At 70.0% G+C, this 22,632-nt stretch carries 17 protein-coding genes; 10 read left to right on the top strand and 7 right to left on the bottom strand.

Annotation, left to right across the window (positions count from 1 at the left end; genetic code table 11):
• Positions 1–103: 103 nt before the first annotated feature.
• The gene (gene polA, locus SALPAC4_RS0101350; protein WP_019868834.1) at positions 104–2,803 is read left to right on the top strand and encodes a DNA polymerase I; all 2,700 of its coding nucleotides are present in this window, start codon (positions 104–106) and stop codon (positions 2,801–2,803) included.
• Between the two features lie 8 nt (positions 2,804–2,811).
• On the opposite strand, the gene SALPAC4_RS0101345 is transcribed toward polA, so the two are convergent.
• On the bottom strand, positions 2,812–3,243 hold the full coding sequence (locus SALPAC4_RS0101345) for a DUF3140 domain-containing protein (RefSeq protein WP_027644765.1): 432 nt from the start codon (positions 3,241–3,243) through the stop codon (positions 2,812–2,814).
• A 237-nt stretch (positions 3,244–3,480) separates the two neighbouring features.
• Between SALPAC4_RS0101345 and SALPAC4_RS0101340 the strand changes: the two genes are divergently transcribed.
• From SALPAC4_RS0101340 to coaE, 3 genes are all read left to right on the top strand, one after another.
• Positions 3,481–4,290, top strand: a complete 810-nt coding sequence (locus SALPAC4_RS0101340) for a class I SAM-dependent methyltransferase (protein ID WP_019868833.1) — start codon at positions 3,481–3,483, stop codon at positions 4,288–4,290.
• 285 nt (positions 4,291–4,575) lie between these two features.
• On the top strand, positions 4,576–6,156 hold the full coding sequence (gene rpsA, locus SALPAC4_RS0101335) for a 30S ribosomal protein S1 (protein WP_018742755.1): 1,581 nt from the start codon (positions 4,576–4,578) through the stop codon (positions 6,154–6,156).
• A gap of 164 nt (positions 6,157–6,320) precedes the next feature.
• Positions 6,321–7,301 carry a dephospho-CoA kinase gene (gene coaE, locus SALPAC4_RS0101330; RefSeq protein ID WP_188116839.1) on the top strand — a complete coding sequence of 327 codons (981 nt, stop codon included), beginning with the start codon at positions 6,321–6,323 and terminating at the stop codon, positions 7,299–7,301.
• Positions 7,302–7,334: 33 nt separating this feature from the next.
• Here the strand turns inward: coaE and SALPAC4_RS0101325 are convergent, their stop codons facing one another.
• Positions 7,335–8,789: a hypothetical protein gene (locus SALPAC4_RS0101325; protein WP_019868831.1), complete on the bottom strand. Its 1,455-nt coding sequence runs from the start codon at positions 8,787–8,789 to the stop codon at positions 7,335–7,337.
• A gap of 354 nt (positions 8,790–9,143) precedes the next feature.
• Here SALPAC4_RS0101325 and uvrB point away from each other — a divergent pair, with 354 nt between their 5' ends.
• The gene (uvrB, locus tag SALPAC4_RS0101320) at positions 9,144–11,246 is read left to right on the top strand and encodes an excinuclease ABC subunit UvrB (protein ID WP_019868830.1); all 2,103 of its coding nucleotides are present in this window, start codon (positions 9,144–9,146) and stop codon (positions 11,244–11,246) included.
• A 329-nt stretch (positions 11,247–11,575) separates the two neighbouring features.
• Here the strand turns inward: uvrB and SALPAC4_RS0101315 are convergent, their stop codons facing one another.
• Entirely contained in the window at positions 11,576–11,875 is a 300-nt protein-coding gene (locus tag SALPAC4_RS0101315) for an antibiotic biosynthesis monooxygenase family protein (RefSeq protein WP_019868829.1), read from the bottom strand.
• Between the two features lie 554 nt (positions 11,876–12,429).
• On the opposite strand from SALPAC4_RS0101315, the gene SALPAC4_RS0101305 reads away from it, so the two are divergent.
• The gene (locus tag SALPAC4_RS0101305; RefSeq protein ID WP_027644764.1) at positions 12,430–13,428 is read left to right on the top strand and encodes a TerC family protein; all 999 of its coding nucleotides are present in this window, start codon (positions 12,430–12,432) and stop codon (positions 13,426–13,428) included.
• Between the two features lie 243 nt (positions 13,429–13,671).
• Positions 13,672–14,469 carry a tyrosine-protein phosphatase gene (locus SALPAC4_RS0101300; RefSeq protein WP_018733329.1) on the top strand — a complete coding sequence of 266 codons (798 nt, stop codon included), beginning with the start codon at positions 13,672–13,674 and terminating at the stop codon, positions 14,467–14,469.
• A gap of 51 nt (positions 14,470–14,520) precedes the next feature.
• On the opposite strand, the gene SALPAC4_RS0101295 is transcribed toward SALPAC4_RS0101300, so the two are convergent.
• Positions 14,521–15,369, bottom strand: a complete 849-nt coding sequence (locus SALPAC4_RS0101295; RefSeq protein ID WP_019868827.1) for a serine hydrolase — start codon at positions 15,367–15,369, stop codon at positions 14,521–14,523.
• Between the two features lie 69 nt (positions 15,370–15,438).
• A complete protein-coding gene (gene typA / locus SALPAC4_RS0101290) occupies positions 15,439–17,307 on the bottom strand; it encodes a translational GTPase TypA (protein WP_019868826.1) in 1,869 nt (622 codons plus the stop codon).
• Positions 17,308–17,460: 153 nt separating this feature from the next.
• On the opposite strand from typA, the gene SALPAC4_RS0101285 reads away from it, so the two are divergent.
• A complete protein-coding gene (locus SALPAC4_RS0101285) occupies positions 17,461–18,876 on the top strand; it encodes a DedA family protein (protein ID WP_019868825.1) in 1,416 nt (471 codons plus the stop codon).
• A 27-nt stretch (positions 18,877–18,903) separates the two neighbouring features.
• Here SALPAC4_RS0101285 and SALPAC4_RS29075 read toward each other — a convergent pair whose 3' ends face one another.
• Positions 18,904–19,320, bottom strand: coding sequence for a hypothetical protein (locus SALPAC4_RS29075; protein WP_397537976.1), 417 nt, complete (start codon positions 19,318–19,320; stop codon positions 18,904–18,906).
• Between SALPAC4_RS29075 and SALPAC4_RS29070 the strand changes: the two genes are divergently transcribed.
• Positions 19,301–19,789, top strand: a complete 489-nt coding sequence (locus tag SALPAC4_RS29070) for a lytic transglycosylase domain-containing protein (RefSeq protein WP_019868823.1) — start codon at positions 19,301–19,303, stop codon at positions 19,787–19,789. The genes SALPAC4_RS29075 and SALPAC4_RS29070 overlap by 20 nt on opposite strands.
• Positions 19,790–19,833: 44 nt before the next feature.
• Here SALPAC4_RS29070 and SALPAC4_RS0101270 read toward each other — a convergent pair whose 3' ends face one another.
• Entirely contained in the window at positions 19,834–21,960 is a 2,127-nt protein-coding gene (locus tag SALPAC4_RS0101270) for an MMPL family transporter (RefSeq protein WP_019868822.1), read from the bottom strand.
• 156 nt (positions 21,961–22,116) lie between these two features.
• Here SALPAC4_RS0101270 and SALPAC4_RS0101265 point away from each other — a divergent pair, with 156 nt between their 5' ends.
• On the top strand, positions 22,117–22,629 hold the full coding sequence (locus SALPAC4_RS0101265; RefSeq protein ID WP_018742743.1) for a MarR family winged helix-turn-helix transcriptional regulator: 513 nt from the start codon (positions 22,117–22,119) through the stop codon (positions 22,627–22,629).
• The last annotated feature ends 3 nt before the right edge of the window (positions 22,630–22,632 follow it).

Below are 22,632 nucleotides of genomic sequence, written 5' to 3'. Positions count from 1 at the left end.
CTATCTCCACGCAGAGGGTGGCCGGCCCCCGGAGTAACTTTCCGCGCCGGCGTCCCGGTGCCGCCGCCCGGCCCTGTCGGCGGCACGGACTAGAGTCGCCACCGTGACAGCCACGAAGCCGCGCCTGCTCCTCGTTGACGGACACTCCCTGGCCTACCGGGCGTTCTTCGCCCTGCCGGTCGAGAACTTCTCCACCACGACGGGGCAACCGACCAACGCGGTCTACGGCTTCACCTCTATGTTGATCAATGTTCTTCGGGATGAGCAGCCGACCCACATCGCCGTGGCCTTCGATGTCTCCCGGCACTCCTTCCGCACCGAGCGGTACGCGGCGTACAAAGCGGGCCGCAGCGAGACCCCGAGCGACTTCAAGGGCCAGGTCAGCCTGGTCAAGGAGATTCTGGCGGCGTTGCGGGTCCCGGCGGTGGAGATGGCGGGCTACGAGGCGGACGACGTGATCGCCACGCTTACCCGGCAGGCCCGCGAACAGGGGATGTCGGTCCTGATCACGACCGGAGACCGGGACGCTTTCCAACTCGTTGATGACGACGTCACGGTGCTCTATCCCCGTAAGGGCGTCTCCGACCTGGCCCGAATGGACCCGGCTGCGGTGACGGCGAAATACGGGGTGCCGCCGCAGCACTATCGAGACCTCGCCGCTTTGGTCGGCGAGACCAGCGACAACCTCCCCGGCGTCCCCGGCGTCGGCCCGAAGACCGCCGCCAAATGGATCACCGCCTACGGCGGGGTCGAGGGTGTCGTCGCCCGGGCCGACGAGATCAAGGGTAAGGCCGGGGCGAATCTGCGGGAGCGACTCGCCGACGTGATCCGTAATCACGAGCTCAACGGCTTGGTCACCGACCTGGTGCTGCCCCTGCCACTGGCGGAGACACGCTGGGCTGGCTGGGACCGGGAGGCGGTGCACCAGGTCTTCGACACGCTGGAGTTCCGCATCCTTCGAGATCGGCTCTACCAGTACCTGGACGCTGTTGAGCCGGAAGCCGAGGCGGGCTTCGACCTGGCGGGTGAGCTCCTCGTCGAGCCGGGAGCGCTCGCCGCGTGGCTGGGGGCGCACACGGCACCGAACACGCCGGTCGGCCTCGCGGTCACGCTCGACACCGGGCCCAACCGGCGGCACCTCGCCGACGTGACCGGCATGGCGCTGGCGACCGCCGCCGGGGCCGGGGCCTGGTTCGACCCCGGCCGACTCGACGTCGCCGACGAGGCCGCCCTGGCGGAGTGGCTGGCTGACGTGAGTCGACCGAAGGTGCTGCACGACAGCAAGCCGGCGGTGCTCGCGTTCGCCGCCCGCGGGTGGTCGATCCGGGGTATCACCAGAGACACGCAGATCGCCGCCTACCTGGCCCGGCCCGACCAGCGCTCCTACGACCTGACTGACCTGGCCCTGCGCTATCTGCACCGGGAACTGCGGGTCGACCTTCCGGAAACCGGTCAGCTCACCCTCGACGGCTTGGGTGATGACGGGGCGGCCGAGCAGAACCTGATGCTGCGGGCTCGGGCTACCCTCGACCTCGCCGAGGCGATCGACGCGGAGTTGTCGCGGGACGGTGAGCTGTCGGCCCGGCTGATGGCTGAGGTGGAGCTGCCGCTGATGCGGGTTCTCGCTGGCATGGAGCGCACCGGCATCGCCGCCGACACGCAGTACCTGTCCGAGTTGGAGGCGCACTTCGCCGCGGAGGTGAAGGCCGCCGCGCAGGGTGCCTACGAGGCCGTCGGGCGGGAGTTCAACCTGGGCTCCCCGAAGCAGTTGCAGGAGATCCTCTTCGGCGAGCTGGGACTCCCCAAGACCAAGCGGATCAAGACCGGTTACACCACCGATGCGGACGCCCTGCAGTGGCTGCACGGGCAGAACCCGCACCCGGTGCTCGGGCACCTGCTGCGGCACCGAGACGTGGCGAAGCTGAAGAGCACGGTTGACGGGCTACTCAAGTCGGTCTCCGACGACGGTCGAATCCATACCACCTTCAACCAGACCGTGGCAGCCACCGGCCGGCTCTCCTCCACCGAGCCGAACCTGCAGAACATTCCGATCCGCACCGAGGAGGGGCGACGGATCCGCCGGGCGTTCGTGGTCGGCGCCGGGTATGAAAGCCTGCTCACCGCCGACTACAGCCAGATCGAGATGCGGATCATGGCCCACCTGTCGGCGGACGAGGCCCTGATCGACGCCTTCAACTCGGGCCGCGACTTCCATGCCGCCACCGCCTCGTCGGTCTTCCAAGTGCCGGTGGAAGCGGTCACCCCCGACCAGCGGCGCAAGATCAAGGCGATGAACTACGGCCTGGCCTACGGGCTGAGCGCGTTCGGCCTCTCCCAGCAACTCGGCGTTACCGCCGAGGAGGCTCGCGGGCTGATGGAGACCTACTTCGCCGGTTTCGGTGGGGTGCGTGACTACCTGCAGGAGGTGGTGGCCCGGGCCCGGCGCGACGGCTACACCGAGAGCGTCCTCGGCCGTCGCCGCTACCTGCCCGACCTGGTCAGCGACAACCGGCAGCGGCGGGAGATGGCCGAGCGGATGGCGCTCAACGCTCCGATCCAGGGCTCTGCCGCCGACGTCATCAAGGTGGCGATGATGAACGTGGACGCGGCGTTGCGCGACGCCGGCCTGCGTTCCCGGATGCTGCTCCAAGTGCACGACGAACTGGTCTTCGAGGTGGCCCCCGGGGAGCGGGAGGTGCTGGAGACGTTGGTCCGGCGGGAGATGGGCGGGGCGTACCCACTGTCCGTGCCGCTGGAGGTGTCGGTCGGCGACGGACGGGACTGGAACAGCGCTGACCACTGATCGACCCGCTACCGGCCGGGGCCCCGGCGTTCTCTGGGCGGGGCGCCGTGCCGTCGTAGCGCCTTGCGGGATGGGCCCCCCGGTGGCGGCAGCGGGCCCTTGGCCGGGTCGTGCCCCCAGTTCATCAGGGAGTACCGCCATCGGGTGTCCCGAACGTCGCCGCTGGGCCGTTGCGCCATGTGCCGGCGAACATAGCCGACGACTTTCCGCATGTGTCGGTAGTCGTCCTCGGAGAGGTCGCCCCGTCGCCGCCGGAGCAGGTCGAGGATTCGTCGCCCGGAGCGGTGGCCGACTGTCTCGCCGCCCTGGTCGCCCCGTCTCCGCCAGCCCACATGCTTGGACTTCTCGGTCTCCAACCAGGCCGACAGTTCACCGGGGCGCATATTCACTGCTGCGGTGAAGTCTCGGTATGTCTGCTGTGGGTCGCTCCGACGGCTCACGGCCTAGCACCTCCCGTCCGGTCCGGTCCGGTCCGGAATACCCGAGCCGGACCTGCGGAAACAGCTCCGACGGCGGTGCGCCGGTTCGCCTCGTTCAGATCCGGGGCGAGTCAGCGGCGGTACGGTGAGCGGCCCTTATTCTCGTCGCCCATGCTAGGCAACCGCCACCGGCGGAGTCTTAGCCGAAAACGACGGCCGCTGCGGACCCGGGTTACCACGATCCGTACCGTTGGCAGGATGCAGCAGTCCGAACCGGCGGTCACCCGCCGGGTGGTGTCACCGGCTGAGGGGCGGGCGGCGAGCCGACGGTGGTGGGACCACGACGCAGACAGCTATCAGGCGGAGCACGGCGCCTTCCTCGGGGATGTTGATCTCGTGTGGTGCCCTGAGGGGCTGCGGGAGGCGGAGGCGCGGCTGCTTGGTGCGGTTGCCGGGTCTCGGCTCCTGGAGTTGGGGTGTGGTGCGGCCGCGGGCTCCCGCTGGCTGGACGGGCAGGGGGCAAAGGTCACGGCTCTCGACCTGTCCGCCGGCATGTTGCGGCAGGCTCGGCTGGCCGCCGAGCGCTCGGGCGTGCCGGTGCCACTCGTGCAGGCTGATGCCCTGGCGTTGCCGTTCGGCGCGGGCGTCTTCGACACCGTACATTCCGCGTTCGGTGCGGTTCCGTTTGTCGCGGACTCGGCGACGCTGATGCGCGAGGTGTTTCGGGTGCTGCGACCCGGCGGAACCTGGGTTTTCGCGGTTACCCATCCGTTGCGCTGGGTCTTTTTGGATGACGCTGGCGAGGGCGGCTTGGTCGCGGTGCACTCTTACTTCGACCGTCGCCCTTACGTGGAAGAGGATTCGGCGGGAGTGCCGACCTACATCGAGGCGCACCGCACCGTCGGCGATCGGATCCGGGAACTGAGTGCTGCCGGCTTCGTCCTTCGCGACCTGGTGGAACCGGAGTGGCCGCCGGGGCACGAGGAAACCTGGGGCCAGTGGAGCCCGTTGCGGGGCCGGCTGATCCCGGGCACCGCCATCTTCGTTGCCGGGCGGCCCGACACCTGACGACCCGGCGGCGGCCACCTGGTCTTGGCGGCGGGCGAGGGCGCGGTCTCCGTGCCGCAGTGCGCGCCCGTTGGCTGGTGCCGGTGGGGACGGTGTGATTAGGGTGACAGGACGGGCGCGTTATTCGACGATAATCCGCTTTTGCAGGTGGCGCGATGGTGAGCGGGTGGGAGGCCTTGCACGCTGTGGTAATGCAGAGGGTAGGCTAGACGACGCGCTCGCGGATTGTGTGCCTCGGTAGGGAGCAGGTGCGCGGTCGACGGAGCCACATCATGATCCCGCGCAGTGATCGTTCGGTGTGTCCGGCGGCGGGTCCGTTTGCGCGAACAGGTCACCGCGGCTCACATCCGTGATGACAACCATCCGACCGGAGCAACCGCCCACATGACGAGCAGCATCGAGGCCCCCTCGAGCGCCACCAAGGTCACCGTCGACGATCTCGGCAGCGAAGAGGCTTTCCTCGCCGCGATCGACGAGACCATCAAGTACTTCAATGACGGCGACATTGTCGAAGGCACCGTCGTCAAGGTCGATCGGGACGAGGTCCTGCTCGACATCGGCTACAAGACCGAGGGCGTCATCCCCTCTCGGGAGCTGTCGATCAAGCACGACGTGGACCCCGCCGAGGTCGTCTCGGTTGGTGACCACATTGAGGCCCTTGTTCTCCAGAAGGAGGACAAGGAGGGGCGGCTGATCCTCTCGAAGAAGCGGGCGCAGTACGAGCGCGCCTGGGGCACCATCGAGAAGATCAAGGACGAGGACGGCGTGGTCCGTGGCTCGGTCATCGAGGTGGTCAAGGGTGGCCTGATCCTCGACATCGGGCTGCGCGGCTTCCTGCCGGCCTCCCTGGTCGAGATGCGTCGGGTGCGGGACCTCCAGCCGTACGTCGGCCGTGAGCTCGAGGCCAAGATCATCGAGCTGGACAAGAACCGCAACAACGTGGTTCTGTCCCGCCGGGCCTGGCTCGAGCAGACGCAGTCCGAGGTGCGCACCGAGTTCCTCAACAAGCTGCAGAAGGGGCAGGTCCGGAAGGGCGTTGTCTCCTCGATCGTCAACTTCGGCGCCTTCGTCGACCTGGGCGGCGTGGACGGCCTGGTGCACGTCTCCGAGCTGTCCTGGAAGCACATCGATCACCCGTCCGAGGTGGTTGAGGTGGGCCAGGAGGTCGAGGTCGAGGTCCTCGACGTCGACCTGGACCGCGAGCGGGTCTCGCTGTCGCTGAAGGCGACCCAGGAGGACCCGTGGCGTCAGTTCGCCCGCACCCACGCGATCCAGCAGATCGTGCCCGGTAAGGTCACCAAGCTGGTGCCGTTCGGCGCGTTTGTCCGGGTGGATGACGGCATCGAGGGCCTGGTTCACATCTCCGAGCTGGCCGAGCGCCACGTGGAGATCCCGGAGCAGGTCGTCCAGGTCGGCTCCGAGGTCATGGTCAAGGTCATCGACATCGACCTGGAGCGGCGCCGGATCTCGCTGTCGCTCAAGCAGGCCAACGAGGGCTTCGTCGAGGGCGAGGAGCACTTCGACCCGACCCTCTACGGCATGGCGGCGACCTACGACGCCGAGGGCAACTACATCTACCCCGAGGGCTTCGACCCCGAGACGGGCGAGTGGCTCGAGGGCTACGAGAAGCAGCGCGAGACCTGGGAGCAGCAGTACGCCGAGGCGCGTCAGCGTTGGGAGGCCCACCAGAAGCAGGTGCAGGCATCCCGCGCCGCCGACGCCGAGGCTGCGGCCAACCCGCCGGCCGCTGGTCCGACCACCACGACGACCGCGGCTCCGAGCCGGCAGGTGGAGGAGCCGGCTGGCACCCTCGCCACCGACGAGGCGCTCGCCGCCCTGCGGGAGAAGCTCGCCGGCGGCAAGTGATCCGAGGGCTTTGGGCCGCCTGTGGCGAACCGGAGCCGGTACTGACGACGGGCCCCGTCCCGGTGATCGACAGATCGCCGCGGGCGGGGTCCCGCCGTTTATGCCGACGGTGGTGAGTCGGAACCGGTGTGGCGTGCCGGCGAGTGATCCGGTTGACTGGTCCGGTGTTGATGGTGGGACTGACCGGTGGGATCGGCTCGGGCAAGAGCGCCGTAGCGGCCCGACTGGCGGGGCTGGGTGCGGTGATCGTGGACGCCGACCAACTCTCCCGCGAGGTGGTGGCGCCGGGCACCGAAGGGCTCGCGGAGATCGTCGCCACCTTCGGTGATCGGGTGCTCGGCCCGGACGGGGCGCTCGACCGGGCGGCACTCGGCTCCCTGGTCTTCACCGATGAGGCGGGCCGCCGTGCGCTGGAGGCGATCATCCACCCGCGGGTCCGGACCCGCACGGCCGAGCTGGTAGCCGCGGCGCCACCGGACGCGGTCGTCGTCAACGACGTACCACTGTTGGTCGAGTCGGGGCTCGGGCCCACGTACCACCTGGTGGTTGTGGTGCAGACGGCCCTGTCGATCCGATTGGAGCGGTTGACCCGCGACCGGGGGATGGCGCCGGCCGAGGCGCGGCGGCGGATCGCCGCGCAGGCCGACGACGTGCACCGCCGCGCGGCAGCGGACGTGTTGCTGACCAACGACGGAACCCGCGACGAACTGCACCGCGCAGTTGACGCGCTCTGGGCTGACCGACTGCTGCCCTACGCGGTCAACCTCCGCGACCGGCAGGTGGCCCAGCCGCCCCGAACCGACCGCGTCGAGGCCGACCCGACCTGGCCCGAGCAGTACGCTCGGCTGGCCGCTCGGATCCACCGCGCTGTCACCCCAGCCGATCTACGGATCGACCACATCGGCTCCACAGCGGTGCCAGAACCGGACTCGGTGGACGTGATCGACATCCAGCTCACCGTGCGGCGTCTCGGGGACGCGGACGGAGTGCTGGCCGAACAGCTCGCGGAGGCGGGGTTTCCTTGCCTGCCCGAGACGGGGCGGGACGCGCCGCGCTGGCCGGAACGGGTGCACGGTAGCGCCGACCCGGCTCGCCCGGTGCGCCTCTATGTCCGGGAGGCGGGCTGGTCCGGCGGACGGTCGTGACGGGCATCGCCCGGCCGGGTGTGCATCGAGGGGTCAGCTGCCCGCCTCGAAGGTGAGGTCCACCTGCGCCCAGGTCCCGGTCGCCGTCGGGAGCTGGAGCCGGTGGGGGAGCCCGGAGCGGTCGAGCCAGTAGCGGGTCGGTTCGCCGGCGGCCGGCACCACCTCGACCACGTCGAGTTCAGTGCCAGCCAACCGATCGCTCCGAATCCGTCGCGCCGTGCCCTCCTCGGCGGGGGTCGCCGCGCGCAGCGCGCCGTCAAGCAGGGCCGCGAGCCCGGCGTCGGGCGCGGGTTCCCAGCCGGTGGTGGGGACGGGCAGCGGTGGCTGCAGGGGGTCCACGCCGGTGTTGACGGTTGCCGGCAGCCTGGTTTGGGTGGTGCGCCCACGTTCGTGCCGGAGCAGGGTTCGCCGATGCGGGTCGTCAAGGTCATCCACCGCGAGGTACGCGCTGCGTCGGCTCCAGTTGATCCATCCCGTCCCTTGAAGGGCGGCTGCTGAGCCGAGCAGGGCGGTGAGCGTGGCGGGCGCCTCGCCCACGCTACGGAGTTGGGTGGGGAGTGCCGCCAGGCGGTGGCGTTCGGCGGCGTTGAGTGGCCGGGGGGTGCCGGCCTGCCCGCCGAGGGCCTCGACCGGACGTAGCGACGGTCGGTCGGCGCGGTTCAGCCGTATGGTGACCGGGCCGAGGTCGGGGAGCCGGGCCTCCAGTCGGTGCAGCCGCGCCTCCCGATCCACCCACCAGTGGACCTCGGTGGCGGGCGGGGTTGGCGCGCCGGGTTGGGCCGGCGGCAGCCCGGCGGCGAGGATGTCTGCCCCGTCGGCGCTGGCGATCCACCGTGCCGCCTCACTGACGGGTGGGTCGGCCCGGTCGGCGGCGAGCGCGAAGAGCAGGTCGAGCAGTGGCCGGAGGCGGTCGACAGCCGGCGGGGCCGCCAGCCGCCACCCGTCGGCGGGAGGTACCAGGGGCGGGGGTGCCGGTGACAGGGGTGCCGGTGACAGGGGCGCCGAGGTGGTGGGGTCCGAGGTGGGGTTCGGGCGCAGCAGCAGCACCGTGGGCGTCGCCTGGAGCAGACCCCGGTGGGCGCCCGCGCCCGGACCACCGAGATCGAGGTAGAGCAGTGGCCGGGACCAGTCGACCCAGCCGACCAGGTCGGTCCGGGCCGCTCCGGTCCCCGCCGTCAGGTGCACCCCGGCTCGCAGATCGCGGTAGTTGGTGACCCGTACCGCGGCGAGCCGGGTTTGCTCGTCAACGGTTGGCAGGCGGGATGGCTCGGCTGAGTCGGGTACCCAACTCAGCCCGAGGACCAGTGCGGTGGCGGCGAGCAGGGCAACCGCGGCGAGCGTACGGAGGACGGTCTGACGGCGGCCGGTGACCCGGGGGAACTGGCCGGTCTGGGCGTCGTCGGACGCGGTCGAGGTCGGCCGGGTACGGGGCGGGGGCCGATGCCGAGGGGCACGGCGGGGACGGCGGGTGCGGGCGGAGGACTCCACGGGATGTTGAACGGCGTCAGCCGGTCCCTGGTGACGCGTGTGCGCGCTCGGGGCGGCTGGCCCGGACGCGTCACGATGACACCGCCGACTCCCGACCCGTATGTGCGCTCGCGGCGGCCGGTCAGCGCGGTCAGCGCGACCACGTCGGGTGCGCACGCCGGAAGCGGGTGCTGCGACCACGTGCCGGGGGTTGGGGGCCGTCCTAGGCCCGTTGCCGGCCCGGTCGGCCGCCGCGAGCGGCCTACCCGAGAAGCGTAGCTCGCCGGGTGGGGGCCGACAACGAAAATATCGAAGCTGATCATCGAGGGTTGGTAGTCGTCCCGGAGTGTCAGCCACCGAGCGTACGGTGGGGCCATGGCGCTCGACATTCCCCGGCTTGACGGCCGTTTCCAGGTCGTCAGTGACTTCCAGCCGGCCGGTGATCAGCCGGCCGCGATCGACGATCTGGAGAAGCGGGTCCGGCGTGGTGACCGGCACACGGTGCTGCTCGGCGCGACCGGCACCGGCAAGAGCGCCACCACCGCGTGGTTGATTGAGCGGTTGCAGCGCCCGACGCTCGTGTTGGCGCCGAACAAGACACTCTGCGCCCAGCTGGCCAAGGAGTTCAGCGAGCTGCTGCCGAACAACGCGGTGGAGTATTTCGTCTCCTACTACGACTACTACCAGCCCGAGGCGTACATTCCGCAGACCGACACCTACATCGAGAAGGACTCCTCGATTAACGAGGAGGTGGAGCGGCTGCGCCACTCGGCCACGATGTCGCTGCTCACCCGCCGGGATGTGGTGGTGGTCGCCACCGTCTCGGCGATCTACGGCCTGGGTACTCCGGAGGAGTACCTGGACCGGGCCGTCCGGGTGGTGACCGGTCAGGAGCTGGACCGCGACCAGCTGCTGCGCCGGCTGGTCGACATTCACTACGCCCGCAACGACATGGCCTTCCAGCGGGGCACATTCCGGGTGCGGGGGGACACCTTGGAGATCATCCCCGCCTACGAGGAGCTGGCGATCCGGATCGAGCTGTTCGGGGACGAGGTGGAACGGCTCTATTACCTCAACCCGCTCACCGGCGATGTGGTCAGGGAGGTCGACCACCTACTGATCTTCCCCGCCACGCACTACGCGGCCGGGCCGGCGCGAATGGAGCGGGCGATCCGTGACATCGAGGCTGAGCTGGGCGAGCGGCTGGCCGAGCTGGAACAGCGGGGCAGCCTGCTGGAGGCGCAGCGGCTGCGGATGCGGACGACGTACGACATCGAGATGATGCGGCAGGTCGGCTTCTGCTCCGGCATCGAAAACTACTCGATGCACATCGACGGCCGACTGCCCGGCAGCCCGCCACACTGCCTGCTTGACTACTTCCCGGACGACTTCCTCACCGTGGTTGATGAGTCGCACGTGACGATCCCCCAGATCGGCGGGATGTACGAGGGCGACGCGTCCCGCAAGCGGATGCTGATCGACCACGGCTTCCGACTGCCCAGCGCCGCCGACAACCGGCCGCTGCGTTTTGACGAGTTTCTGGAGCGGGTCGGCCAGATGGTCTTCCTCTCGGCCACCCCCGGCTCCTGGGAGTTGGAGCACGCGCAGGGCGAGTATGTGGAGCAGGTCATCCGACCGACCGGCTTGGTTGACCCGGAGGTGGTGGTCAAGCCGACCAAGGGCCAGATCGATGACCTCATGCACGAGATCAAGTTGCGTACCGAGCGCGACGAGCGGGTGCTGGTCACGACGTTGACGAAGAAGATGGCCGAGGACCTGTCGGACTATCTCCTGGAGAACGGGATTCGGGTGCGTTACCTGCACTCCGAGGTGGACACGCTGCGCCGCGTCGAGCTGCTGCGGGAACTCCGTAAGGGTGACTACGACGTTTTGGTCGGCATCAACCTGCTCCGGGAGGGGCTCGACCTGCCGGAGGTGTCGCTGGTCGCCATCCTTGACGCGGACAAGGAGGGCTTCCTGCGCAGCGGCCGGTCGTTGATCCAGACGATCGGGCGGGCGGCGCGTAACGTCTCCGGCCAGGTGCACATGTACGCCGACAAGGTCACTCCGTCGATGGCGGAGGCGGTCGGGGAGACCAACCGGCGCCGGGCCAAACAGATCGCGCACAACGAGGCGCACGGCATCAGCCCGGAGCCGCTGCGCAAGAAGATCCACGACATTCTCGACGACATCTACCGGGAGGCGGAGGAGACCGACACCCGGGTCGGTGGAGCGGCTCGGCAGCTCTCTCGTGGCAAGGCGCCGGTGAAGGAGACCCGTAGTCGTAGCCGAGCCACCGCCGGGCCGGCCCGGGAGGGAATGGCCCGGGCGGAGCTGGCTGAGCTGATTCAGGAGCTGAATGGTCAGATGCTCGCCGCCGCACGGGAGTTGCAGTTCGAGTTGGCCGCGCGAATTCGTGACGAGGTTTCGGAGTTGAAGAAGGAACTGCGCGGGATGGATGCCGCGGGGGTGTCGTGATTCCTGTCCGCAGCGGCGGGCGTCACACCGCGGCTCACCCGGGTGAGCGGAGTGCACTTGGGTGAGCACGGCGTGACCAACCGGTTTGACTCGGCCGGCGTCACGCCGGGGTCATCGGGTTAGCGGTGTGCGCTCTGGTTGGACACGGCGCGGCCAATTGGAAACGGCGCGACCAACCGGACCCGATGCCCCCGAGCGCATCGGGGCCAGCGGCCGCCGCGTGTGCGGCTACCGTAAGCACTGGGTGCGACATTCTTGGCCGCACCCAGCTCACTGTGTGGTCCACCTGCCGACTGGCCCGGCCGTTGATGTCCCGGTCGTCGGGGCAGTCATCGTCCGCCTGGCACGTCGGTGAAGTGTTCGACCTGCGGCGGCTTGGCGAAGTGCGGGCCGATCAGCTCCCGCCACCGGACAAACCGGTCGGTGGCGCGAAAGTTCTGTTCGTGCGCTTCGACCGAGTCCCACTCGATCAGTAGAACGAATCGGGACGGGGACTCGACTCCGCGAGTCATTCGCACCGAGCGGCAGCCAGGCGTGTCGGCGACCTCTGGGTGTCCCTTCGCGTACGCGGCAGCGAAGGCGTCTTCGTGTCCTGGCAGTACGTCGATCAATGCGACTTCGAGCACCATGTGAGCAGCTTCGCACGGTGCCTGCGCCGGCCCACCGCCGGGTAGTCAAGATCGGCCGCGGGGGCGAGCCGGCTGCCGACCACCAGCCCGGGCTCCTCGGTCTTCTTGGTGGGGCAGCTCGACAGCCGCCCGCCCCGCACGCCCGCCCCGCCCGCCCGCGCGCCCCGCACGCACGCCCGCGCGCCCCGCACGGACACCGCCCCGCACGCCCGCACGGACACCGCCCCGCACGCCAGCAGGGCGACCGCCCACACGGCCAGGCACCGTGACCAGGTAGTTGGCGGGCGTGAGGGGGACTATGGCCGCCCAGCGTGCGGTGGCGACGCGAGGTGGGCGACAATGAACGGCGGAGGGGAGTATTCCCCCGCGACGGAGTCGTCAGCACGGTCGATTGCCGAACCCGGTGACCTGACCCGGCCCGTCGGTCATCGCCCCGGAAGGGGCAGGTGGCGGAAGAGACCTCCGACAGTCACCATAGTCGGCGTCATCGGCACACCCACCCCCTCTCGGGCACACGGTGTGCCGATTGTTGCGTGTCTGCCGGAGGTTGAGCCTTGGACGTGTCCGGACTGGTGTGGGCGGGGACGCTCGTCGCACTGACCGCGATTCTCATCATCGATCTGTTGATCATTGGGCGTCGCCCACACGAACCCAGCATTCGTGAGTCGAGTCTCTGGGTCGGCTTCTACGTCGCCCTCGCCCTGATCTTCGGGGTGGGAATCTGGCTCCTCTCCGGGGCGGAGGCGGCGGGGGAGTTCTACACCGGTTGGCTCACCGAGTACAGCCTCTCGGTGGACAACCTCTTCGTCTTCGTGATCATCATGGCCCGGTTCGGTGTGCCCCGGATCTACCAGCAGAAGGTCCTGCTCATCGGCATCGTCCTTGCGTTGTTGATGCGCGGTGGCTTCATCGCCGCCGGCGCGGCGTTGATCTCCCAGTTCTCGTGGGTCTTCTATATCTTCGGTGCCTTCCTCATCTACACGGCGATCAACCTCGCTCGGCAGGGTGATTCGGATGAGGATGATTTCAGCGAGAACCTCCTGATCCGGTGGAGCCGCCGGGCGCTGCCGATCTCGCGGGACTACGACGGAGCGAAGCTCACCACGTACGAGCAGGGGCGAAGGGTGTTCACCCCGATGCTGGTCGTGATGATCGCGATCGGCACGACGGATCTGATCTTCGCGCTCGACTCGATCCCGGCGATCTTCGGTATCACCACGGAGGCGTACCTGGTGTTCACCGCGAACGTCTTCGCCCTGATGGGTCTGCGGCAGCTCTACTTCCTGCTCGGCGGCCTGCTGGACCGGCTGATCTACCTGAGCTACGGCCTCGCGGTGGTGCTCGGCTTCATCGGCGTCAAGCTGGTGCTGGAAGCTCTGGCCGACAACAGCCTGCCGTTCGTCAACGAAGGCGAGCACGTCGGGTGGGCCCCGCACATCCCGACCTGGCTCTCGTTGACGGTCATCCTGGGTACCTTGACGCTGGCGACGGTGGCAAGCCTGGTGAAGTCGTCCCGGGACCGACGTCGGAACCTGGTCCAGGTCCGCGACTGAGAACCGACCGACCTCGGGACCCGGTCCAGCTCCGCGGCGCAACGGCCCCTTGCCGCCGGTGCCGCCCCGCTATGCCGGGTGTACCACCGGGTCGGAATGTACCGCCGTGCCGGGGTGTACCACCGTGATCGTTATCGGGCACCCTGGAGAGGACCGGCGGGCGATTGGGGACTGCGTGGACGAGCGGATTTTGGCGGCGGGTGTGCGGACGAGTGGGCCCCGCCGGCGGAGTGGAACACCGGCATGACCGGCCGGGAGCTGGCGCTGGTGGGCGCGCCGAACGCACGTGACCTTGGCGGTCTGGTCGCTGCGGGGGGCCGTCGGGTGCGCGCCGGGGTGCTCCTGCGCACCCCGGCGCTGGGGCGCCTGACTGACGAGGACCTACCGGTACTGGCGAAGCTGATGCCGGCCTGTGTGGTGGACCTGCGGGACGCCACCGAGGCGGTGGTGGCCCCGCCGGACCGGCTGCCGGGGGAACCTCGGGTGATCCACCTGCCGGTGTACGACGTGGCGCATCCAGTCTTCACCTACGTGTCGGCGGTGCTGCTTGGTCACGACCTCAGCGCGTATGCGGAGCTGGCGCAGGAGGGCACTCCGGCGGCGATGCGATCCATCTACCGCTGGTTCGTGACCGGGGAGTCGGCCCGGGCCGGCTACGGCGCGGCGGTGCGGTTGGCGGCGGAGGCGGCGAACCTACCCCTGCTCTACCACTGCTCGGCCGGTAAGGACCGCACCGGCTGGTTGACGGCGGTACTGCTGCACGCCCTCGGGGTGGACGAGGCCACCATTCGGGCCGACTACCTCGCCAACAACGCGCTCACCGAGAGCCTGCGGGAAGTGCTCCTCGCCGGGATGCGTCGGCGGAGCCCGGAGTTGGATGTCACCGCGGTGCGGCCGGTGCTGGAGGTACGTGACGAATACCTGGACGCCGGGTACGACGAGGCGCGGCGGGTCTACGGGTCGTTCGGGTCGTACCTGCGTGACGGGCTCGGGGTGGACGACGAACTGGTTGCGGCGTTGCGGGCACGGCTGTTGGAGTGACCCACACCGGCGGGGCGAACGGGGTTGCCCGCTGAAACGGCGGCGCCCGGCTCAGCCGAGCTGGTGGCGGTGGGCGAAGGCGTGGGCGGAGACGTCGGCGAGAAGCTGGCAGGCATCCGTGTCCGCGCTGCGGTCGGGGTGGTCGCCGGTGTGGCAGACGGCGAGGACGTACGGGGGCGCGTCGTCGGGGTAGACGACCCCAACGCTGTGCCGCACCCCACGTACCCAGCCGTTCTTGTGGGCGATCCGGGTGCCGGCGGGCAGGCCGGCGGCGAGATCCTCGCGGTGTTCCTGCGCGACGAGGATGTCGAGCATGGCGGCACAGCTCTCCGGCGTCGCCAGTGGGCCGGGGCGGGTGGCGCCGAGCGCCAGGTCGCGCAGGAGGGCGGCCAGGTCGGCGGCGGTGACCAGGTTGGTGATGCCGGCCGTACGGGCGGCGAAGTCCTCAATGCCGCGGCCGGTGACGCTGTGCCGGGCTCCGGCCCGGGCCCAGACGTCGGCGACGGCCGGTAGGCCGACCTGGTCCAGGAGCAGGTTGGTGGCGAGGTTGCTGGATCGGACGATCATGCGTTCGGCCAGCCAACGTAGCGAGGCGGTACCGCCGAGCCGGTCCCAGACGTCGTCGCCGTTGTGGGCGGGACGGGTGCAGGCGAACCGAGCGGCGCCGGGCTGGGCCGAGTCGAACTCGTTGCGGACCGGTACCGCGGTGTCCGGGGCGAGACGCTCGGCCTCCAGGGCGCGGTAGAGCGCCACCAGCACGGCCATTTTCATCGTGCTGGCCGCGTAGTGGGTGGTGTCCGGGTGCCGGGTCCAGGTGGGGCCGGCGTCGAGGCGAGCCAGGTAGGCCGAGACGGTACCGGGAATCCGGTCAAGGCCCGCGTCTAGACCGACGAAGATCACCCACCGAGGGTAGCTGGTAGGCCGGGGCGCCCTCCGCGCGTCTCGCGGTGTTGGCGCCCCGGCGTGGCCTCAGCTGGAGTGCTTACGGCGGGCCGCCGCCCGGGCCCGCTGCGTCTGGTCGAGCAGTACCTTGCGGATCCGCACCGCGGCTGGCGTCACCTCAACGCACTCGTCCTCACGGCAGAACTCCAGGGCCTGCTCCAGGGAGAGCTTGCGGGGCGGGATCAGCTTCTCCGTCTCGTCGGCGGTCGACGAGCGCATGTTGGTGAGCTTCTTCTCCTTGGTGATGTTGACATCCATGTCGTCGGAGCGGGAGTTCTCCCCGACGATCATGCCCTCGTACACCTCGGTGCTCGGCTCGACGAAGAGGGTGCCGCGTTCCTGCAGGTTCATCATCGCGAACGAGGTGGCGGTGCCGGTCCGGTCCGCGACCAGCGAGCCGTTGTTGCGGGTCCGGAGCTCGCCGAACCAGGGCTCGTACGACTCGAAGACGTGGTGCAGGATGCCGGTGCCACGGGTCTCGGTGAGGAACTGGGTGCGGAATCCGATTAGACCTCGTGCGGGGACCAGCCACTCCATTCGGATCCAGCCGGTGCCGTGGTTGACCAACTGCTCCATCCGGCCCTTGCGGGTGGCCAGCAGCTGGGTGATCGCGCCCAGGTACTCCTCGGGCGCGTCGATGGTCAGCCGCTCCACCGGCTCACAGGTCTTCCCGTCGATTTCCTTCGTGACGACCTGCGGCTTGCCGACGGTCAACTCGTAGGATTCGCGGCGCATCTGCTCGACCAGGATGGCCAGGGCCAGCTCGCCGCGGCCCTGTACCTCCCAGGCGTCGGGCCGCTCGGTCGGCAGGACCCGCAGGGAGACGTTGCCGATCAGTTCCCGGTCCAGCCGGTCCTTGACCATCCGTGCGGTGACCTTGGCGCCCTTGGCCCGGCCCACCAGCGGGGAGGTGTTGGTGCCAATGGTCATGGAGATGGCCGGCTCGTCGACCGTGATCAGTGGCAGCGGCCGTGGGTCCTCCGCGTCAGCGAGCGTCTCCCCGATCATGATCTCGGGAATGCCGGCGACCGCGATGATGTCGCCCGGCCCGGCGGATTCGGCCGGCTTGTTCTCCAAGCCCTCGGTCATCAGCATCTCGGAGATGCGCACCCGCTGGCTGCTGCCGTCGGTGCGGCACCAGGCGACGGTCTGGCCCTTGGTGATCGTGCCCTGCCGGACCCGGCACAGAGCGAGCCGGCCGAGGAACGGCGAGGCGTCCAGGTTGGTGACGTGCGCCTGGAGCGGGGCCTGCTCGTCGAACGTGGGCGGCGGGATGGTGTCGAGCAGGGTACGGAACAACGGCTCGAGGTTCTGGCTGTCCTGCGGAACAGCCCCGTCGGCGGGCTGGGTGAGGGAGGCGATCCCGTCCCGGGCGCAGGCGTAGACGATCGGGAAGTCGATCTGCGCGTCGTCGGCGTCCAGATCGAGGAAGAGCTCGTAGGTGTCGTCCACGACCTCCTTGATCCGAGCGTCGGGCCGGTCCACCTTGTTGATGACCAGGATGATCGGCATCCGCGCCCGGAGGGCCTTGCGGAGCACGAACCGGGTCTGCGGTAGTGGGCCCTCACTGGCGTCCACCAGCAGCACGACCCCGTCGACCATGGTGAGACCGCGCTCCACCTCGCCGCCGAAGTCGGCGTGCCCCGGGGTGTCGATGATGTTGATGGTCACCGGGTCGGAGCCGTCGGCCGGCACGTACCGCACGCCGGTGTTCTTCGCGAGAATGGTGATGCCCTTCTCGCGTTCGAGATCCATCGAGTCCATCACCCGTTCGGTCACCTCACCCCGGGCGCCGTAGGCGCCAGCCTGCCGCAACATGGCGTCAACCAGGGTGGTCTTGCCGTGGTCGACGTGGGCGATGATGGCGACGTTGCGGAGGTCGGTGCGAAGCTGCATGCCTCCATCCTTCCGCCTGTGCGGATCCGGCGCGGCGTCGGGGTCATTCTGGGGTCTTTCCCGGGTCGCCCCAGGGGTATCCCGGATCTCTACCAAACGACTGTTGGTTGCGATCGGCCGCTGGCAAGCTGGCCCTCGTGACCGGGGGTATCGGTGGATGAGCTGTTGAGCCGGCTGCAGGAGCTGCCGCCGGGGCTGATCCTGCTGGTCGCGGCGTTGATCGTGGCTGCGGAGACGGCGTTGATCTTCGGGTTGTTGATGCCCGGGGAAGCCACTTTGCTGCTGGTCGGATTTCTCACCTACACCGGCGCCCTGCCGCTCGGGCCGGCGCTGCTGGTGATGATCGCCGCGGGTGTGTTGGGAGACGCGGTGGCGTTCCGGGCCGGTCGCCGGTACGGACCCCGGCTGCGGGCCAGCCGGTTCGGTGCCCGGGTCGGGCCACACCGGTGGCGCCGCGCCGACGCGATGCTCGGAAGACTGGGGGGGCGGGGGGTCTTCACCGCCCGCTGGGTGGCCTTCGCCCGGACCCTGGTGCCCCGGCTGGCCGGGGCGGGGCAGATGCCGTATCGACGGTTCGCGCCCTGGAACCTGGGTGGGGTGGTGACCTGGGTGGGCGGCTCGGTGATCGTCGGAAACCTGGCCGGCGAGTCGTACGAGACGGTCTCGCATTTGCTTGGCCGGGCCACGGGCGCGGTCCTGGTGCTGCTCGGGGCGGTGCTGGCGGTGCTCCTGGCCGGGCGTTGGCTGGGTCGAAACCCGGACCCGGTACGGGCGCTGTTGTCCCGGGCCGGCGGCCTGCCTCCGGTGCGCGGGCTGACCCGCCGCTACGGGGTGCTTTTCAGCCTGCTGGCCCGCTCCCTCGGTCCGGCGTGGACGTTGTTGCTGAACCTGGTCGCCGGCCTACTGCTGCTGTTCCTGGCCGGGCTCGCTGTGGCCTGGGGGCTTGGCGCGGTGGTCCGGCGGAGCGGGCTGTCGGTGGTGGATGGCGCCGTCGCGGACTGGTTCGCCGCCCGTCGTACGCCGGAGGCGGTGGAGGTGGCGCTGGCGGCGGTCTCGGCGCTGCGTGGCCCGGTGGTGATCCTGTTTGTGTCGGTGGTGGCGGCGGGGGTGGCCTGGCGGCAGCGACCCTGGCGGGCGGACCTGCTCAGCGTGGTGGGTACCGTCGGCGCCTGCATGCCGTTGGTGGTGCTGGCGGTCGCCGCCGACGTGGTTCAACCCGACCGGTCCGGCCCGCCGGTCTTGTTTCCGACCCAGACCGCCGTGATCGCCGCGAGCCTGTGCACTCTCGCGTGGCTGCTGTCCCGGGGTGCCCGTTGGCCGGTTGCGGTCGCCGCCTGGACCGGCGCTGCCGCCGGGGTGGTGGGGGTTGGTGGCGCCCGGCTCTACCTCGGTCTGAGTACCGCCAGCAGCGCGCTTTCCGGGGTGTTGCTGGGGGTGGCGTGGACGGCCGTGTTCATGGTGGCGTGGGTGACCCGAGACCGGGCGGTCGGTGTGGCCCCGGACGCCGTCGACCCGCCGGAGGCGGCGGCATCCGAGTCGCGCCCGCCGCAGGGGGTCTCCGGCGGGTGACGGGACGGCGGAAGGGGTCAACAACTGCTACCTTGCGTCGGTCGGAGGGGGAGGCATGAGGGTGCTCCGGATCGGCATGAGCGCGTTCGCTGTTGCGCTGCTAACCGTGGGATGCGCGGGGGAGGACGCCCCGAGGGCGGCCGGTCCGACCGGTCCAACCGGGGAGACCAGCACCCCGGCGGCGTCCCCGACTGCGACCACGTCCACCCCGTTCGCGCGGACGGAGCTGGGTGACGCGCCGAGCCTCAGCGCCGCACCTAGCAGATCACCCAGCGTGCGGCCCGCGTCGAAGCCCACTGCCACCACGTCGTCTCCGGAGGCGACGAAATCCGTACCGGAGACGCAGGCCCCACCTCCGCCGCCGAAGTCGGAGCCGACCAGCTGCCCACCCCGCCACGAGGGCTCACCAGCTTCCCGCACGCAGATGAGGTCGGCACTGACCAACGCCGCGGCGAAGACCTACTGGCCGACCTCCGCACCGGACATTCGGATTCCGTCGGCCCTGGTAAAGGCGACCGCGTGGCAGGAGAGCGGCTGGCAGTCCACGATTGTCGCCTGTGACGGTGGCATCGGGTTGATGCAGGTGATGCCGGACACCGCCGACTGGATGAACCAACGGTTTGGGCAGAGCTACGACGTCTGGGATTACCGCGACAACGCCTATCTCGGCGTGAATTACCTGGCCTGGCTGACCAAGTACATCGGCGACCTGTACTTCGACGGCGACTATCGGCTGGACGCCGCGCTCTGCTCGGCCGAGCTGAACTCGTGCCTGCTCAACGCGGTGATCGCCAGTTACAACTACGGCCACGCCGCGGTGGCGAGCGGGGAGGGTCCGATCACCATCCCGAATCCGCAGTATGTGGGCAACGTCCGCGCGCTGATGACCGAGTGCGTCTGTCTCGGCTACTGACGGTTCGGGCGCCACGCCCATGCGGTGACGCCCGAACGGGGGAGTCAGTCGTGGGCGGGGACCCGCGCCGGCGCGGCCGGGGTCGGCCCGTGGGCCACAGCCGGCGGGCGACCGGGCCACCAGAACCGGTCGCCGAGCAGGAACACGAGGGCGGGGACCAGCACCGTCCGGACGAGCAGGGTGTCGAGCAGGACACCGATGCAGACGATGACTCCGATCTGGGTGAGCAGGATCAGCGGGAGTACACCGAGGACGGCGAAGACCGCGGCGAGTAGCACCCCCGCGCTGGTGATGACGCCGCCGGTAACCCGGAGCGCCGAGAGCATCCCGTCCCGGGTCCCGGTGTGGCGGGCATCTTCCCGGGCCCGCGTGACCAGGAAGATGTTGTAGTCCACCCCGAGGGCGACGAGGAACACGAACGCGAGCAGGAGTACGCCGCTGTCGAGTGCGGGGAAGCCCAGGACGTGGTCGAAGAGCAGCCACGCCGCTCCGAGGCTGGCGAAGAACGACGCGATTACGGTGAGTACCAGCAGTACCGGGGCCAGTAGGCCGCGCAGCAGCAGCACCAGGACGGCGGCGACCAGCAGCAGGATGATTGGCAGGATTAGCCGCAGGTCCAGCGTGTTGGCCTCGGCGGTGTCGTAGCCGGCGGCGACGGCGCCGCCGACCAGGGCTCCGTCGAAGGGGCCGGTGCCGGCAACCGCGGGTGGGGCGGAGCCGGGTACTGCGGCGACCGCCGTGCGCAGCTCCCGTACCGCTTGGTCGGAGGCGGTGGTGCCGGGCTCGGCGGTCAGCACCACGTCGACCTGGGCGACGGTGGCGCCGGTGCTACCCGGTCGGGCTGAGGCGACGCCGGGCACCGTGGTGGCCGCGGCGGTGACCGCGGCGACGGTGGTCGGGTTGGTGAGCACCGCGACCGGCTGGGTGGTCCCGGCGGGGAAGGCGGTGGCCAGGGTCTGCGCTCCGGCGACCGCCTCCGGTTCGACCCGGAACTGCTCGGTCTCCGACAGTCCGGTGCGGATGCCCAGGCCGCCGAGGGCGAGACCGGCCAGCAGCAGCGTCGCCAGGACCGCGACGGAGGCCGGGCGGCGCAGGACCACGGTGCCGAGTCGGCCCCACAGGCGTCCCTCGGTGACCGCGCTGCCGAGGCGCGGGACGAATGGCCAGAACAGGCCACGGCCGAAGAGCACCAGGGCGGCCGGGAGCACGAAGAGCGCGGAGAACATGGCGAACACGACGCCGGTGGCGCAGGCCACCGCGAGCGCCCGGTTGTTCTCCTGCTCGGACAGCAGCAGGGTGAGGACGCCGAGGACAACGGTGGAGCCGCTGGCCAGGATGGGTTCGGCGGTGCGGCGCAGGGCGGTCCGCATCGCCGTGAAGCGGTCCGCCTCGCGGCGCAACTCCTCCCGGTAGCGGGCGATCAGCAGTAGCGCGTAGTTGGTGGCGGCGCCGAAGACGAGGACGCTGGCGATGCCGGTGACGGCTCCCGACTGCAGGTTGATCCCGACCGCCGGCACGATCGTCTCGATCGCGCGCAGGGTGAGCTGCTCGGTGGCGGCGACGACCGCCAGCGGCACCATCCAGAGGACCGGGCTGCGGTAGGTGATCAGCAGCAGGAGCGCCACCACGGCGGCGGTCACCGCCAGCAGGGTGGTGTCCGCGCCGTCGAAGACCCGGGTCAGGTCGGTCGTGAAGGCCGGCGCCCCGGTGACCTCGATGGTGAGGTCGCCCGGAGTGTCGGCAAGCACGGCCCGCAGCTCGTCAATGGTCTCGACGGTTTGCTCCTGCCCCTCGGTGGCGGAGAGCGGCACGGCGATCAGGGCGACCGAGCCGTCCGGGGCCACCTGCGGTGGCGGCACCTGCCCGTTGACCGCGAACCGGCGAAGTTCGTTGCTCTGCCCGGTGAGGGTCTCCTGGTCGCCGGCGGTGAGCGCGCCGCCGTCGGTGCGGCTGACGACGATGAGTGCCGGCTGGACCTCGCTGGCGGGCAGCTGTTCCTGGAGCCGTTCGACCTGGGTGGACTGCCATTGGTCGGAGAGACCGGTGGCGGACGCGGGGGCGGGGTTGTCGGGCTTCGGCAGCCCGAAGACGGCGGCGCCGAGGACGATCGCGGCGAGCACGGTGAGCCACGCGGCCCACCTGCCCCGGGCGACGTGGGTGAAGACGGACATCTCTTCCTCGTGGGCTCGACGGGACGACGGCTCGGTTACTCACGCCGGGAATTCGTGGCTGACGAGTATCTTGATAGCCAAGATTATCGGTCTCTCCGCTATGCTGCAACTACATCACCAGGGCGAGGAGAAAATCGGGACGTGGCAGGTCAGAGCATGTACCGGCGACGCGACACCCGACGCGAGCAACTCATCGCGGAGATCACCAACGAGCTCCGGCGGTATGCGGTGGACGCCCAACACGTCGGCCACGCCTTTGCCAACCTGCACGGCTTGGGCGCCACCGACCTGCAGGCCCTGATCGCCGTCATGGACGCCGAACTACACGGTGACCCGATCACCCCAGGTCGCCTCGGCGAACAACTCGACCTCTCCTCCGGGTCGGTCACCGCCCTCCTCGACCGGCTGGAACGCGCCGGTCACGTCCGCCGCGACCGCACCTCCACCGACCGGCGTAAGGTCCTGGTGCACTACGCCGACCGCGGTGCCGAGGTGGCGAGGGAGTTCTTCCGACCGCTCGGCCGCCGGACCGACGCGGTGATGCTCGGCTTCACCGACGACGAGTTGGAGACCGTCCACCGCTTCGTTACGGCCGTCCGGGCCACGCTCCGCGAACACCGCGACGCGGTCCGGGCCGCCCGCCCCGACCCCCGCCGGGCGAACGGCTGAGGC

Origin of the sequence: Salinispora oceanensis (assembly GCF_000383575.1) — a bacterium.
Taxonomy (GTDB): Bacteria; Actinomycetota; Actinomycetes; order Mycobacteriales; family Micromonosporaceae; genus Micromonospora; species Micromonospora oceanensis.
This window is presented reverse-complemented; position numbering and strand designations above follow the sequence as displayed.